The sequence below is a fragment of the Pseudomonas sp. R32 genome, assembly GCF_009866705.1.
GTDB lineage: Bacteria > Pseudomonadota > Gammaproteobacteria > Pseudomonadales > Pseudomonadaceae > Aquipseudomonas > Aquipseudomonas donghuensis.
In genome coordinates, this window is record NZ_CP019396.1 from 977,216 (window position 1) to 992,184 (window position 14,969).

At 62.0% G+C, this 14,969-nt stretch carries 18 protein-coding genes; 17 read left to right on the forward strand and 1 reads right to left on the reverse strand.

Features of this window, described 5'->3' with window-relative positions; genetic code table 11:
* The first annotated feature begins 60 nt into the window (after positions 1-60).
* Positions 61-609, forward strand: a complete 549-nt coding sequence (locus tag PspR32_RS04440) for a glycine zipper 2TM domain-containing protein (RefSeq protein ID WP_010223470.1) — start codon at positions 61-63, stop codon at positions 607-609.
* Between the two features lie 186 nt (positions 610-795).
* On the opposite strand, the gene suhB is transcribed toward PspR32_RS04440, so the two are convergent.
* The gene (gene suhB / locus PspR32_RS04445; RefSeq protein WP_010223469.1) at positions 796-1,614 is read right to left on the reverse strand and encodes a type III secretion system regulator SuhB; all 819 of its coding nucleotides are present in this window, start codon (positions 1,612-1,614) and stop codon (positions 796-798) included.
* A gap of 145 nt (positions 1,615-1,759) precedes the next feature.
* Between suhB and trmJ the strand changes: the two genes are divergently transcribed.
* The 16 genes from trmJ to hisS all read left to right on the forward strand — a co-directional run bounded on the left by trmJ (position 1,760) and on the right by hisS (position 14,937).
* A complete protein-coding gene (gene trmJ, locus PspR32_RS04450) occupies positions 1,760-2,533 on the forward strand; it encodes a tRNA (cytosine(32)/uridine(32)-2'-O)-methyltransferase TrmJ (RefSeq protein ID WP_010223468.1) in 774 nt (257 codons plus the stop codon).
* Positions 2,534-3,316: a serine O-acetyltransferase gene (gene cysE, locus PspR32_RS04455; RefSeq protein ID WP_100781958.1), complete on the forward strand. Its 783-nt coding sequence runs from the start codon at positions 2,534-2,536 to the stop codon at positions 3,314-3,316. It begins immediately after the preceding gene.
* Between the two features lie 153 nt (positions 3,317-3,469).
* A complete protein-coding gene (gene iscR, locus PspR32_RS04460) occupies positions 3,470-3,961 on the forward strand; it encodes a Fe-S cluster assembly transcriptional regulator IscR (RefSeq protein ID WP_036993915.1) in 492 nt (163 codons plus the stop codon).
* A 42-nt stretch (positions 3,962-4,003) separates the two neighbouring features.
* Entirely contained in the window at positions 4,004-5,218 is a 1,215-nt protein-coding gene (locus tag PspR32_RS04465) for an IscS subfamily cysteine desulfurase (protein ID WP_010223464.1), read from the forward strand.
* A 46-nt stretch (positions 5,219-5,264) separates the two neighbouring features.
* Entirely contained in the window at positions 5,265-5,651 is a 387-nt protein-coding gene (gene iscU / locus PspR32_RS04470; protein ID WP_002552476.1) for a Fe-S cluster assembly scaffold IscU, read from the forward strand.
* A 28-nt stretch (positions 5,652-5,679) separates the two neighbouring features.
* Positions 5,680-6,003 (forward strand): iron-sulfur cluster assembly protein IscA, encoded by a 324-nt coding sequence (gene iscA / locus PspR32_RS04475; protein WP_010223463.1) that lies wholly within the window; start codon positions 5,680-5,682, stop codon positions 6,001-6,003.
* A gap of 8 nt (positions 6,004-6,011) precedes the next feature.
* Positions 6,012-6,533 carry a co-chaperone HscB gene (gene hscB / locus PspR32_RS04480; protein ID WP_010223462.1) on the forward strand — a complete coding sequence of 174 codons (522 nt, stop codon included), beginning with the start codon at positions 6,012-6,014 and terminating at the stop codon, positions 6,531-6,533.
* Between the two features lie 42 nt (positions 6,534-6,575).
* Positions 6,576-8,438 carry a Fe-S protein assembly chaperone HscA gene (gene hscA, locus PspR32_RS04485; protein WP_010223461.1) on the forward strand — a complete coding sequence of 621 codons (1,863 nt, stop codon included), beginning with the start codon at positions 6,576-6,578 and terminating at the stop codon, positions 8,436-8,438.
* A gap of 3 nt (positions 8,439-8,441) precedes the next feature.
* Positions 8,442-8,783, forward strand: coding sequence for an ISC system 2Fe-2S type ferredoxin (gene fdx / locus PspR32_RS04490; protein ID WP_010223459.1), 342 nt, complete (start codon positions 8,442-8,444; stop codon positions 8,781-8,783).
* A gap of 14 nt (positions 8,784-8,797) precedes the next feature.
* Entirely contained in the window at positions 8,798-8,998 is a 201-nt protein-coding gene (iscX, locus tag PspR32_RS04495; protein WP_010223458.1) for a Fe-S cluster assembly protein IscX, read from the forward strand.
* 90 nt (positions 8,999-9,088) lie between these two features.
* Complete coding sequence (gene ndk / locus PspR32_RS04500) at positions 9,089-9,514, forward strand: nucleoside-diphosphate kinase (RefSeq protein ID WP_010223457.1); 426 nt, start codon at positions 9,089-9,091, stop codon at positions 9,512-9,514.
* Positions 9,515-9,542: 28 nt separating this feature from the next.
* The gene (gene rlmN / locus PspR32_RS04505; RefSeq protein WP_010223456.1) at positions 9,543-10,688 is read left to right on the forward strand and encodes a 23S rRNA (adenine(2503)-C(2))-methyltransferase RlmN; all 1,146 of its coding nucleotides are present in this window, start codon (positions 9,543-9,545) and stop codon (positions 10,686-10,688) included.
* Between the two features lie 13 nt (positions 10,689-10,701).
* Positions 10,702-11,460: a type IV pilus biogenesis/stability protein PilW gene (gene pilW, locus PspR32_RS04510; RefSeq protein ID WP_010223455.1), complete on the forward strand. Its 759-nt coding sequence runs from the start codon at positions 10,702-10,704 to the stop codon at positions 11,458-11,460.
* Positions 11,460-12,506, forward strand: coding sequence for a RodZ domain-containing protein (locus PspR32_RS04515; RefSeq protein ID WP_159388142.1), 1,047 nt, complete (start codon positions 11,460-11,462; stop codon positions 12,504-12,506). Before pilW ends, PspR32_RS04515 begins: the two co-directional genes overlap by 1 nt.
* Positions 12,507-12,509: 3 nt before the next feature.
* Entirely contained in the window at positions 12,510-13,619 is a 1,110-nt protein-coding gene (ispG, locus tag PspR32_RS04520) for a flavodoxin-dependent (E)-4-hydroxy-3-methylbut-2-enyl-diphosphate synthase (RefSeq protein ID WP_159388143.1), read from the forward strand.
* Positions 13,620-13,647: 28 nt separating this feature from the next.
* Positions 13,648-14,937, forward strand: a complete 1,290-nt coding sequence (gene hisS, locus PspR32_RS04525) for a histidine--tRNA ligase (protein WP_010223452.1) — start codon at positions 13,648-13,650, stop codon at positions 14,935-14,937.
* Positions 14,938-14,969 lie beyond the last annotated feature (32 nt).

Sequence of the window (14,969 nt, forward strand, 5' to 3'; positions counted from 1 at the left end):
TTATGCTCCAAGGCAGGGAGAAGGCGGGCTTTGTCCTGCAGGTACGATCAGGAGGTTCAGGTGAACAAGTCGATGCTGGTGGGTGCGGTTCTGGGTGCTGTCGGTGTAACAGCCGGAGGTGCTGTTGCCACCTACAACCTGGTCAAGGGTGGACCGGAGTTCGCCGAAGTGTTGGCGGTGCAGCCGGTCAAGCAGACAGTCAAGACACCTCGTGAAGTGTGCAAGGATGTCACCGTGACGCGTCAGGCGCCGGTAAAGGATCAGCACCAGATCGCCGGTACTGTGGTTGGCGCGCTGGCGGGTGGCCTGCTGGGTAATCAGATTGGCGGCGGCACCGGTAAGAAAATCGCTACCGTGGCAGGTGCTGTCGGTGGTGGCTATGCCGGTAACAAGGTGCAGGAGGGCATGCAGGAGCGTGATACCTATACCACCACGCAAACCCGCTGCAACACGGTCAATGACCTGAGCGAGAAAGTTGTCGGATATGACGTGAAGTACTCGATCGGCGACAAGGTCGGTCAGGTGCGCATGGACCGTGATCCGGGTTCGCAGATTCCGCTGGATAAAGAAGGCAAGCTGGTGCTCGGCCAGGCCCAGCCCGGTCAGTAACGGCGCGGTCTCTGTAGGAGCTGGGCTTGCCGGCGATCGAGCGCGAAGCGGTCGCAGTCCAGGTGCCGGCTACAGTGTTGGCTATACCGGCCTCATCGCTGGCAAGCCAGCTCCCACAGAGAGAAGGTGGTCCATAAGGCCAAAAAAAAGCACCCCGAAGGGTGCTTTTTTGTGCCCGGTCGAAACTCAGCGTTTGATCGAGGCAGGCAGGTGCGGCTGGATAGCAGTCAGGACGGCCTTGAAGCACTTGGTGTTACCGGCAACGATGTGACCCTTCTCGAGGAAGTCGTGGCCGCCGGTGAAATCGCTCACCAGACCGCCGGCTTCCTGGATCAGCAGGGCGCCTGCAGCCATGTCCCACTCCGACAGGCCCGATTCCCAGAAGGCATCGAAACGACCAGCGGCAACGTAGGCCAGGTCCAGGCTGGCAGCGCCGGCGCGGCGGATGCCGGCGGTCTGGCCGACCAGGGCGCGGAACATGCCCAGGTAGTTGTCCAGGTCGGCCATCTGGTTGTCACGGAACGGGAAGCCGGTACCGAGCAGGGCGCCTTCCAGGCTGGTGCGAGGGCTGACGCGCAGGCGGCGGCCGTTCAGCTGGGCGCCACGGCCACGGCTGGCGGTGAATTCTTCCTGGCGGACAGGGTCCAGCACCACGGCGTGCTCAAGGCGGCCACGGTATTTGCAGGCAATGCTGACAGCAAAGTGCGGAACGCCACGCAGGAAGTTGGTGGTGCCATCCAGTGGGTCGATGATCCACAGGTAGTCCTTGCCTTCTTCGCCGCTACCGGCATGCAGGCCGGTCTCTTCGCCGTAGATGGAGTGGTTCGGGTAGGCCTTGCGCAGGGCATCGATGATTTTCTGCTCTGCGGCGCGATCGACTTCGGAGACGTAATCCTTGGCGTCTTTTTCATCAACCTTGATGCTATCCAGGCGCTCGATGGAGCGGAAAATCAATTCACTGGCGCTGCGGGCGGCGCGCAGCGCGATATTCAGCATGGGCTGCATGGACGTTTCACCTGGGTCGTTAAAGAAAGCCGAACATTCTAGCAGAAAACTTTGCGCGAAGAAGGGTGACATTTGCTTTCGTAGCGTAAAGTCGGTCGCTTCTGTAAGATTTGCTCCCCCTTCGCAACGTCTGTGAGCGCTCGCCTTGCTGCAAAATATTCGTGTTGTTCTGGTCAATACCAGCCACCCGGGCAATATCGGCGGCGCAGCGCGTGCCATGAAAAACATGGGCTTGTCGCGGCTGGTACTGGTCGACCCGCAGGATTTCCCGTCCCACGAGGCCGATGCCCGTGCGTCGGGTGCCGATGACGTGCTGGCCGGTGCGCAAGTGGTCGCCACCCTCGAAGACGCGTTGGTCGGCTGCAACCTGGTGTTCGGCACCAGTGCCCGCGAGCGACGTATCCCCTGGCCGCTGGTCGACCCGCGCGAGTGCGCGAGCAAGGTCATCGAGCATGCCGTTCAGGGCGAGGAGATCGCCCTGGTGTTTGGTCGCGAGCATGCGGGCCTTACCAACGAAGAACTGCAGCGCTGCCATTTTCATGTGCACATCCCCTCGAATCCGGACTTCAGCTCGCTGAACCTCGGTGCTGCGGTGCAGGTGCTGGCCTATGAAGTGCGCATGGCCTGGCTGGCGCTGGAGGGGCAGCTGTCGAAGACGGAAAACACTGAAGTGGCGCCGGAGCGCAGCAGCGAGCTGGCGACCATGGATGAAATGGAGCTGTTCTACGAGCACCTGGAAAAGACCTTGGTCGACATCGGTTTTCTCGACCCGGAGAAGCCCAGGCACCTGATGCCGCGTCTGCGTCGGCTGTACGGGCGCAGCTCGGTCAATCGTTCGGAAATGAGTATTTTGCGCGGCATTCTCACGGAAACCCAGAAAGTGGCTCGTGGCGAACCGCATAAGCGGAAGGATCAATAGATGTTCGAGCGTCTGCGTGAAGATATCCAGAGCGTTTTCCACCGTGACCCGGCGGCGCGCAATGCCTTTGAAGTGCTGACCTGCTACCCGGGCATGCATGCGATCTGGCTGCATCGCGCGGCGCACGCCCTGTGGTTGCGGGACTGGAAGTGGCTGGCCCGGCTGGTGTCGAACTTCGGGCGCTGGCTGACCGGGATCGAGATCCACCCCGGCGCCAAGGTTGGCCGGCGATTTTTCATTGACCATGGCATGGGCATCGTTATTGGCGAAACCGCTGAAATCGGCGACGACGTCACCCTGTACCAGGGCGTAACCCTGGGGGGCACCACCTGGAACAAGGGCAAGCGTCATCCGACCCTGGAAGACGGCGTGGTGGTGGGCGCCGGGGCCAAGGTGCTGGGGCCGTTCACCGTCGGCGCCGGGGCCAAGATCGGCTCCAATGCGGTGGTGACCAAGGCGGTGCCGGCCGGTGCGACTGCCGTGGGTATTCCGGGGCGGATTATCGTCAAGACCGATGCCGAAGTCGAAGCCCGGCGCAAGGCCATGGCCGAGAAGATCGGCTTCGATGCCTATGGCGTCAGCGAGGACATGCCCGACCCGGTGGCTCGCGCCATTGGTCAGCTGCTCGACCACCTGCAGGCCGTCGACGGGCGCCTGGAGGACATGTGCGGCGCGCTGAAGAACCTGGGCAGCGACTACTGCGCCAAGGAGCTGCCGGCCCTGCGTGAAGAAGACTTCGCCCAGATCAAGGACGAGGCTCGTAGCGACGCGTCGACGCATTGACAGAAGGGGCGTGCGCAAGCGCCCCTTAGTTTGCTATCATTCGGCCGCCCTCTTGCGGTAAACCCGACTAAAGCACTAGGTCTTATAGTTGACTTAAACGCTCGGGAATAGCATACTCGCTCCCATTCCGTAACCCCGTGGTACCTACTAGCCATGCGACTGACTACAAAAGGCCGATACGCCGTGACCGCCATGCTCGACCTGGCGTTGCATGCGCAGAATGGGCCGGTGTCTCTGGCCGACATTTCCGAGCGCCAAGGCATTTCCCTCTCTTATCTGGAGCAGCTGTTTGCAAAGCTGCGCCGTAGCAGCCTGGTTTCCAGTGTGCGCGGCCCCGGCGGCGGCTATCAGCTGTCGCGAAGCATGGAGAGCATTCAGGTCGCCCAGGTCATCGACGCGGTCAACGAATCGGTCGATGCCACGCGTTGTCAGGGCCTGGGTGATTGCCACGCCGGCGACACCTGCCTGACCCACCACCTGTGGTGCGACCTCAGCCAGCAGATTCACGAATTCCTCAGCGGCATCAGCCTGGCTGACCTTGTCACTCGCCGTGAGGTACAAGAAGTCGCCCAGCGCCAGGACCTGCGTCGTATCGCAGGCCGGGCACCGCAGCTGGACAAGATTGAGACGTCCGCCGTCGAATGACCGTTTCGATGCGCGGCGCGACCGCCTGATAGGAGATATTCAATGAAGTTGCCGATCTACCTCGATTACTCCGCGACCACACCGGTCGACCCACGCGTCGCCCAGAAGATGAGCGATTGCCTGCTGGTCGACGGGAACTTCGGTAACCCGGCGTCGCGCTCCCACGTCTTTGGCTGGAAAGCCGAGGAAGCGGTCGAGAACGCCCGTCGCCAGGTCGCCGACCTGGTCAATGCCGACCCGCGGGAAATTGTCTGGACCAGCGGTGCAACCGAGTCCGACAACCTGGCAATCAAGGGCGTCGCGCACTTCTACAGCACCAAGGGCAAGCACCTGATCACCTCCAAGATCGAGCACAAGGCTGTTCTGGACAGCACTCGTCAGTTGGAGCGTGAAGGTTTTGAAGTCACCTACATCGAACCAGGTGCCGATGGCCTGATCACCCCGGCCATGGTCGAAGCGGCCCTGCGTGAAGACACCATCCTGGTGTCGATCATGCACGTGAACAACGAAATCGGCACCATCAACGACATCGCCGCCATCGGCGAACTGACCCGCGCCCGCGGCGTCATGTTCCACGTCGATGCCGCGCAGTCCACTGGCAAGGTCGAGATCGACCTGCAAAAGCTGAAAGTCGACCTGATGTCGTTCTCGGCGCACAAAACCTACGGCCCTAAAGGCATTGGCGCGCTGTATGTCAGCCGCAAGCCTCGCGTGCGCCTGGAAGCCGCCATGCACGGCGGCGGTCACGAGCGCGGCATGCGTTCGGGCACCCTGGCCACCCACCAGATCGTCGGCATGGGCGAAGCCTTCGCCATCGCCAAAGAACTGATGGCCAGCGAAAACGTGCGCATCAAGGCCCTGAGCGACCGCTTCTACAAGCAGGTTGAAGGCCTCGAAGAGCTGTACATCAACGGCAGCATGACCGCGCGCATTCCGCACAACCTGAACCTGAGCTTCAACTACGTCGAAGGCGAGTCGCTGATCATGGCGCTCAAGGACCTGGCCGTTTCGTCCGGCTCGGCCTGTACTTCGGCTTCGCTCGAGCCGTCCTACGTACTGCGCGCCCTGGGCCGCAACGACGAACTGGCACACAGCTCGATCCGCTTCACCTTCGGTCGTTTCACCACCGAAGAAGAAATCGACTACGCCGCGCAGAAGGTTTGCGAGGCCGTGACCAAGCTGCGCGAATTGTCGCCGCTGTGGGATATGTACAAAGACGGCGTCGACATCTCCAAGATCGAGTGGGCTGCGCACTAAGTAGTCGCCGGCAAGAGCGGCTCTCTGATGAGGAAGGAATTGCACCATGGCATACAGTGAAAAGGTCATCGACCACTACGAAAACCCGCGTAACGTCGGCAAGATGAATGCCGAGGACCCGGATGTCGGCACCGGCATGGTCGGCGCCCCGGCGTGCGGCGACGTCATGCGTCTGCAGATCAAGGTCAACGAGCAGGGCGTCATCGAAGACGCCAAGTTCAAGACCTACGGCTGCGGTTCGGCCATCGCTTCCAGCTCCCTGGCCACCGAGTGGATGAAGGGCAAGACCCTGGACGAAGCCGAAACCATCAAGAACACCCAGCTGGCCGAAGAACTGGCGCTGCCGCCGGTGAAGATCCACTGCTCGGTACTCGCCGAGGACGCCATCAAGGCGGCCGTGCGCGATTACAAGCAGAAGAAAGGTTTGCTCTAAGGTCGCCTGTTGCAGGTAAGGAGTCTCGATGGCTATCAGCATGACAGAAGCCGCCGCCAAACATGTGCGGCGCTCCCTCGACGGACGTGGCAAGGGTGAAGGTATTCGCCTCGGCGTGCGCACCACCGGCTGCTCGGGCCTGGCCTATGTGCTGGAGTTCGTCGATCAGCCGGACAGCGAAGACCTGGTCTTCGAGAGCCATGGCGAGAAGGTCATCATCGATCCGAAAAGCCTGACGTACCTCGACGGTACCGAACTGGATTTCGTCAAGGAAGGGTTGAACGAAGGCTTCAAGTTCAACAACCCCAACGTGCGCGGTGAGTGTGGCTGCGGCGAAAGCTTCAACGTCTGAGGCTGCGCGTGGGTACTCCTTGTCATTTCGCCCTGTTTGACCTGCAACCTGGCTTCCGTCTGGATCTCGACAAGCTGGCCGTTCGCTATCGCGAGCTGGCCCGCGAGGTCCATCCGGATCGCTTCGCCGATGCCTCCGAACGTGAGCAGCGCATTGCGCTGGAGCGTTCGGCTGCGCTGAACGAGGCCTACCAGACTCTCAAGAGCGCGCCCCGGCGTGCACGCTACCTGTTGGCGATCGGCGGTCATGAAGTGCCGCAGGAAGTCACCGTCCATGATCCCGAGTTCCTGCTGCAGCAGATGCAGCTGCGTGAAGAGCTCGAAGACCTCCAGGACAGTGCCGACCTCGATGGCGTGGCCGTCTTCAAGCGTCGCTTGAAAACTGCCCAGGAAGCACTCAATGAGAACTTCGCCGCCTGCTGGGATGATGCTGCGCAGCGTGAACAGGCCGAGCGCCTGATGCGCCGCATGCAGTTTCTCGACAAGCTCGCCTACGAAGTGCGCCAGCTGGAAGAGCGCCTCGACGATTAACCCGGCGCTGCTTCTGGCGGCGCCCCTGGTATTCAGATAAGCATGGCCCTACTGCAGATCGCCGAACCCGGTCAGAGCCCCCAGCCGCACCAGCGTCGCCTGGCGGTGGGTATTGACCTTGGTACCACCAATTCCCTGGTTGCTGCCCTGCGCAGTGGCCGGAGCGAGCCCCTGCCGGATGCCCAAGGCCGGGTCATCCTGCCGTCCGCGGTGCGTTATCACGCCGACCGCATCGATGTCGGCCAGGGGGCCCGCGACGCCGCCTCCAGCGACCCGCTCAATACCGTGCTGTCGGTCAAACGCCTGATGGGCCGTGGCCTGGCGGACGTCAAGCAACTGGGCGAACAGCTGCCGTACCGCTTTGTCGGCGGCGAGTCGCACATGCCGTTCATCGACACCGTCCAGGGCCCGAAAAGCCCGGTGGAAGTCTCGGCCGATATCCTCAAGGTGCTGCGCCAGCGCGCCGAAGAGACCCTGGGTGGCGAGCTGGTCGGCGCGGTGATCACCGTGCCGGCCTATTTCGACGACGCCCAGCGCCAGGCCACCAAGGACGCCGCGCGCCTGGCCGGGCTGAACGTATTGCGCCTGCTCAACGAGCCGACCGCGGCGGCCGTGGCCTATGGCCTGGACCAGAATGCCGAAGGCCTGGTGGCCATCTATGACCTGGGTGGCGGTACCTTCGATATCTCGATCCTGCGCCTGACCGGCGGTGTCTTTGAAGTGCTGGCCACTGGCGGCGACAGCGCCCTGGGTGGCGACGACTTCGATCACGCCATCGCCAGCTGGATCGTCGAGCAGGCTGGGCTGTCCTCGGACCTCGATCCCGGTGCCCAGCGCCAGCTGCTGCAAACCGCCTGTGCGGCCAAAGAGGCCCTGACCAGCGCTGATGCGGTGACGGTTGCCTATGGCGGCTGGCAGGCCGAGTTGACTCGCAGTGCCTTCGATGCCCTGATCGAACCGATGGTCGCCCGCAGCCTCAAGGCCTGCCGTCGCGCCGTGCGTGACAGCGGCGTGGAGCTCGAAGAAGTCGCTGCGGTGGTCATGGTCGGTGGTTCGACCCGCGTGCCGCGTGTGCGCGAGGCTGTCGGTGCGCTGTTTGGCCGTACCCCGCTGACCGAAATCGACCCGGACCAGGTGGTCGCCATCGGCGCCGCTATCCAGGCCGATACCCTGGCCGGTAATCGCCGCGATGGTGGCGAACTGCTTCTGCTCGACGTGATTCCGCTGTCCCTGGGTCTGGAAACCATGGGCGGGCTGATGGAGAAGGTGATTCCGCGCAACACCACCATCCCGGTTGCCCGTGCTCAGGAGTTCACCACTTACAAAGATGGCCAGTCGGCCATGATGATCCACGTGCTGCAGGGTGAGCGCGAACTGATCAGTGACTGCCGCTCCCTGGCGCGCTTCGAACTGCGTGGCATTCCGGCGATGGTCGCCGGTGCCGCGAAGATCCGCGTGACCTTCCAGGTCGATGCCGATGGCCTGCTCAATGTCTCGGCGCGCGAACTGGGTTCGGGCGTTGAGTCGAGCATCCAGGTCAAGCCGTCCTACGGTCTGACCGACGGCGAAATTGCCCGCATGCTCAAGGACTCCTTCGAACATGCCGGTTTCGACAAGGTGGCGCGCCAGCTGCGCGAGCACCAGGTCGACGCCGAGCGCCTGCTCGAAGCGGTGCAGGGCGCCCTGGACGCCGATGGCGAGCGCCTGCTGGACGCCGAAGAGCGCCTGGCGATCGAGCAACAGATGCAAGACTTGCGTGATTTGATCACCGGCACCGATGGCGTGGCCATCGAGCAGCAGACCAAGCGTCTGTCGCAGGTGACCGATGCCTTTGCCGCCCGTCGCCTTGATTCGACGGTAAAAGCCGCTTTGGCCGGGCGCAACCTGAATGAGATCGAGGAATAACTGATGCCGCAGGTGATTTTTCTGCCCCACGAGAAGTTCTGCCCAGAAGGGCTGGTGGTGGAGGTGGAACCAGGAACCAACATCCTGGAGCTGGCCCACGAGCACCACATCGAGATGGAAAGTGCCTGTGGCGGCGTGTGTGCCTGCACCACCTGCCACTGCATCGTGCGTGAAGGCTTCGATTCGCTCGAAGAAGCCGACGAACTCGAGGAAGACATGCTCGACAAGGCCTGGGGCCTGGAGCCACAGTCGCGCCTGGCGTGCCAGGTGATCGTTGGTGAGCAAGACCTGACCATCGAGATTCCGAAGTACACGATCAACCTGGCCGCCGAAGCGCCGCACTGATTCAGGGAGCCATCATGAGTCTGAAATGGGTTGATGTACTTGAAATTGCAATCCAGCTTGCCGAAAGCAAGCCGGAAGTCGATCCTCGTTATGTGAACTTCGTCGATCTGCACCAGTGGGTGCTGGCATTGCCGGATTTCAGTGACGATCCGCAGCGTGGCGGCGAGAAGGTTCTCGAAGCCATCCAGGCGGCCTGGATCGAAGAAGCCGACTGAGCGCGCTCGGCAGGTTAGGCAATCCCCCGGAACCCGCGTATAATTCGCGGGTTTAATTTTTCGCTTCACTCAACGTTTCTGGAGTTTTCCATGGCTGTTCAACGTACTTTCTCGATCATCAAGCCTGACGCAGTTGCTAAAAACGTGATCGGCGAGATCACCACCCGTTTCGAAAAAGCCGGCCTGCGCGTCGTTGCTTCGAAACTGAAGCAACTGTCCAAAGCCGAAGCCGAAGGCTTCTACGCTGAGCACAAAGAGCGCGGTTTCTTCGGTGACCTGGTTGCTTTCATGATCTCCGGTCCTGTTGTTGTTCAGGTTCTGGAAGGCGAAAACGCTATCGCTCTGAACCGTGAGCTGATGGGCGCTACCAACCCTAAAGAAGCTGCTCCAGGCACCATCCGCGCTGACTTCGCTGAATCCATCGACGCCAACGCCGTTCACGGTTCGGACTCCGAAGCCGCTGCTGCTCGCGAAATCGCTTACTTCTTCGCAGCTACCGAGGTAACCACTCGCTAAGCGAAAGCTTACGGGTGAGGGTGAATCCATGACGACATCGACTGGCAAAACTAACCTGTTGGGGCTGACCCAGCCGGAAATGGAAAAATTCTTCGACTCTATCGGGGAGAAGCGTTTCCGTGCCGGTCAGGTAATGAAATGGATTCACCACTTTGGCGTCGATGATTTCGACGCCATGACGAATGTCGGCAAGGCCTTGCGCGAAAAGCTCAAGGCGGTTGCCGAGATTCGCGGTCCGGAAGTGGTCAGCGAGGACATCTCCAGCGACGGCACCCGTAAATGGGTGGTGCGCGTGGCGTCCGGCAGCTGCGTCGAGACCGTGTACATCCCCCAGGGCAAGCGTGGCACCCTGTGTGTCTCGTCCCAGGCCGGTTGCGCCCTGGACTGCAGCTTCTGCTCCACCGGCAAGCAAGGATTCAACAGCAACCTCACCGCCGCCGAAGTGATCGGCCAGGTGTGGATTGCCAACAAGTCGTTCGGCAGCATTCCCGCCACCATCGACCGCGCCATCACCAACGTGGTGATGATGGGCATGGGCGAACCGCTGCTGAACTTCGACAACGTGGTCGCCGCCATGCATTTGATGATGGACGACCTCGGCTACGGTATTTCCAAGCGCCGGGTGACCCTGTCCACCTCTGGCGTTGTTCCGATGATCGAAGAGCTGGCCAAGCACATCGACGTTTCCCTGGCCCTGTCGCTGCACGCGCCGAACGATGCGCTGCGCAACGAACTGGTGCCGCTCAACAAGAAGTACCCGCTCAAGGTATTGCTCGAGGCGTGCATGAACTACATGTCGCAACTGGGCGAGAAGCGCGTACTGACCATTGAGTACACCTTGCTCAAGGACGTCAACGACAAGCTCGAGCACGCCGTGGAAATGGCCGAGCTGCTCAAGAACGTACCGTGCAAGATCAACCTGATCCCGTTCAACCCGTTCCCGCATTCCGGTTACGAGCGCCCGAGCAACAACGCCATCCGCCGCTTCCAGGACCACCTGCATCACGCCGGTTACAACGTCACGGTGCGTACCACCCGTGGTGAAGACATCGACGCGGCGTGCGGCCAGCTGGTTGGCCAGGTAATGGACCGCACCCGTCGCAGCGAGCGCTATATCGCCGTGCGTCAGTTGAACGCCGACGCTGACGTGCAAGAAAGCGCCGCGCGTAACTAAAGAGAGGACCTCCATGACCCTGCGCTTCGCGCTGTCGATCCTGGCGCTCGCCCTGCTTGCAGGTTGCGTGTCCGGCGGGAGTTCGGACGCGCTGGGCAGTCGTGAAGGGCGCGAACAGGCGCGGCAGGCCTATGTGCAGTTGGGCCTGGGTTATTTGCAACAAGGTTTGACCGAGCAGGCCAAGGCGCCGCTGAAAAAAGCCCTCGACCTCGATAGCCAGGATGCCGCAGCCAATGCGGCCCTGGCTTTGGTGTTTCAGGCCGAAGACGAGCCGGAACTGGCCGAGGCGCACTTTCGCAAGGCCCTGGCCAGCCGCCCGGACGACAGCCGAATTCGCAACAATTACGGCAGTTTCCTTTATGCTCGTGGGCAATACGCCCAGGCGCAGCAGATGTTTGCCCAAGCGGCGGCCGATACCCTGTATCCTGAGCGCTCCCGAGTGTTCGAGAACCTCGGCCTGACCGCGCTCAGGCAAGGCCAGCGCGCGCAAGCGCAGGAATACCTGGTAAAAGCTTTGCGACTCAACCAGCAGCAACCGCGCGCGTTGCTGGAAATGGCTGAGTTGTCTTACGAAGACAGGCATTATGTGCCGGCCCGTGACTACTACGATCGTTTCAGCCAGCTGAGCGACCACAGTGCCCGCAGCCTGCTGCTGGGCAGTCGCCTGGCCAATGTCTTCGAAGAACGGAACAAGGCCAGCGAGCTGGGCCTGCAATTACAACGACTTTATCCCGGTACGCCGGAATATCAGCAATACCTGTCGGAGCAATGATGAAAGCGGCGCATCCCGAAGCAGCAGCAGCGACTCGCGAAAATCCCGGTGAAATCCTGCGTCAGGCCCGCGAGAGCAGGGACTGGTCCCAGGCCGAAGTGGCTCGCAAGCTCAACCTCACCGTGAGTTCCCTGAACAATCTTGAAGCCGGCGCCTTCGACAAGCTGCCGGGGCATACCTTTGCCCGAGGCTACATCCGCGCCTATGCCAAGCTGCTGGACATGGATCAGGCCACTCTGGTGCAGGCCTTCGACCAGTGCACCGGTACCCACGCCCAGGGCAGCGACGTGCACGCCCTGGGCCGCATCGAAGAACCGGTACGCCTGTCGCACAATATCCTGCGCATCGTCAGCCTGGTGCTGCTGGTGGTGGTGATCGGCGGTGGCTTCTTCTGGTGGCAGGACCAGACCAGCTTGCGCGGCAAGGACCTGGCCAACATGGCCCTGGAGCACGTCGAAGTCGAAAGCGCCGACGGCACTACCCAGATTCACCCGCTGGACGAGCCTGAAGACCAGGCCGTGACCGCGGGTCAGCAACCGCAAAGCACGACGCTGAACCTTGAGCAGGCCTCGACGCCCGCCGAGCAGGCCGGCGCAGCACCAGCTGAACAAGTAGCGACTGAACAAGCACCCGCCGCGCAAGCACCGGCCAGCCCGGCTGCCGCACCTGCTGCCAGCGCTGCGCTAGCGCCAGCGGCTCCGGTGGCCCCGGTTGTGCCTGCTCCGGCGCCAGCCCCGGCTGCACCGGTGGTCAATAGCACGGTTGCCGCAGCACCGGCAGTACCTGCTGCTCCAGCCCCGGCTGGTAGCGGCCAGCTGCACTTGCAGTTCAACGCCGATTGCTGGACTTCGGTCACCGATGGCAACGGCAAGGTGCTGTTCAGCGCCATCAAGCGCAAGGGCGACAGCCTGGACCTGACCGGCAAGCCGCCATTCGCGGTCCGCCTGGGCTTTGCCCGTGGCGTGCAGGTCAGCTACAACGGCCAGCCTGTCGACGTTGCGCCGTTCACCAGTGGCGAGACCGCTCGCCTGAAGTTGGGACAATAAGTCATGCACGGCGAATCTCCGATCAAACGTCGCGAATCCCGGAAAATCTGGGTAGGTAATGTGCCTGTTGGCGGCGATGCTCCCATCGCGGTCCAGAGCATGACCAATACCGACACCAATGACGTGGCCGCGACTGTGGCGCAGATCAACCGCCTGGTCGATGCCGGCGTCGACATCGTGCGCGTCTCGGTACCGGACATGGACGCTGCCGAAGCCTTCGGCAAGATCAAGCAACTGGTCAGCGTACCGTTGGTCGCCGACATCCATTTCGACTACCGCATTGCCCTGCGCGTGGCCGAGCTGGGTGTCGACTGCCTGCGCATCAACCCGGGCAACATCGGTCGCGAAGACCGCGTGCGTGCGGTGGTCGATGCCGCCCGCGACCGCGGTATCCCGATCCGGATCGGCGTCAACGCCGGTTCCCTGGAAAAAGACCTGCAGAAAAAGTACGGCGAGCCAACCCCGGCGGCGCTGGTCGAATCGGCCATGCGTCACGTCGAGCACCTCGACCGCCTGGATTTCCAGGATTTCAAGGTCAGCGTCAAGGCCTCCGACGTGTTCATGGCCGTCGAAGCCTACCGCCTGTTGGCCAAGCAGATCATCCAGCCGCTGCACCTGGGTATCACCGAAGCCGGCGGCCTGCGCTCGGGCACGGTGAAATCCGCAGTGGGCCTGGGTATGCTGCTTGCTGAAGGGATTGGCGATACTATTCGCATTTCGCTGGCAGCTGACCCGGTCGAAGAGGTCAAGGTCGGCTACGACATCCTCAAGTCCTTGCACCTGCGTTCGCGTGGCATCAACTTCATCGCCTGCCCGAGCTGCTCGCGGCAGAACTTCGATGTGGTCAAGACCATGAACGAGCTGGAAGGGCGCCTGGAAGACTTGCTGGTGCCGCTGGACGTGGCAGTGATCGGGTGCGTGGTCAACGGTCCGGGCGAGGCCAAGGAAGCCCATGTCGGGCTCACCGGCGGCACGCCGAACCTGATCTACATCGACGGCAAGCCTGCACAGAAGCTGACCAATGACAACCTGGTCGATGAGCTGGAAAAACTCATCCGCCAGAAAGCGGCTGAAAAAGCCGAGGCCGACGCGGCGCTGATCGCCCGTGGCTGACTGACACAGAATTGTTAAGGGATTTTCCGTGAGCAAATCGCTGCAAGCCATCCGTGGCATGAACGATATCCTGCCCGATCAGACGCCGCTGTGGCGCTATTTCGAGAGCACCGTGGCCGGTCTGCTGGATACCTATGGCTATCGCCAGATCCGCACGCCGATCGTCGAGTTCACCGAGCTGTTCAAGCGCTCGATCGGTGAAGTCACCGACATCGTCGAAAAAGAGATGTACACCTTCGACGACCGCAACGGCGACTCTCTGACCCTGCGCCCGGAAGGCACCGCCGCCTGCGTGCGGGCTGTGCTCGAACATGGCATCAGCGGTAGTGGCCAGGTGCAGAAGCTCTGGTACATCGGCCAGATGTTCCGCCACGAGCGTCCACAAAAAGGCCGTTATCGCCAGTTCCACCAGATTGGTGTCGAAGTCTTCAACCTTGACGGTCCGGACATCGACGCCGAGCTGATCATGCTCACCTGGCGCCTCTGGGGCCTGCTGGGCATCCGTGACGCGGTCAAGCTCGAGCTCAACAGCCTGGGCACCAGCGAAGCCCGTGCCCGCTACCGTGACGCGCTGGTCGAGTTTCTCTCGGCGCGCCTGGAGCAACTGGACGAAGACAGCCAGCGCCGCTTGAAAAGCAACCCGCTGCGCATCCTCGACAGCAAGGACCCGAACACCCAGGCGGTGCTGGTCGACGCGCCAAAACTCGAAGACTACCTGGACGAAGAGTCCCGCGTGCACTTCGACGGCCTGAAAGCACGCCTGGATGCCGCCGGCATCCCGTTCGTGATCAACACCAAGCTGGTGCGTGGCCTGGACTACTACAGCAAGACCGTTTTCGAATGGGTCACCGACAAGCTCGGCTCCCAAGGCACCGTGTGTGCCGGTGGCCGCTACGACGGCCTGGTCGAGCAGATGGGCGGCAAGCCGACCCCGGGCGTTGGTTTCGCCATGGGCATCGAGCGCCTGATCCTGTTGCTGGAAACCCTTGAGCAGGTGCCGGAATCGATCAACCGCCAGGTCGACGTTTACCTGTGCGCCTTCGGCGAGCAGGCCGAGCTGGCTGGGCTGACCCTGAGCGAGCGCCTGCGTGACCGTCTGCCGAACCTGCGCCTGCAGGTCAACGCCGGTGCTGGCAGCTTCAAGAGCCAGTTCAAGAAGGCCGACAAGAGCAACGCGCTGTTCGCCTTGATCCTGGGGGACGACGAACTGGCGCAACAAGTGGTAGGTTTCAAGCCCCTGCGCGGTCAGGGCGAACAACAAAACATTGCCTGGGATGCTCTGGCAGAGCACCTGGAAGCCTCGCTCGCGCAGGCGTGAGGCGAGTCAACAGCCGATTTGGTGAAAAGGAG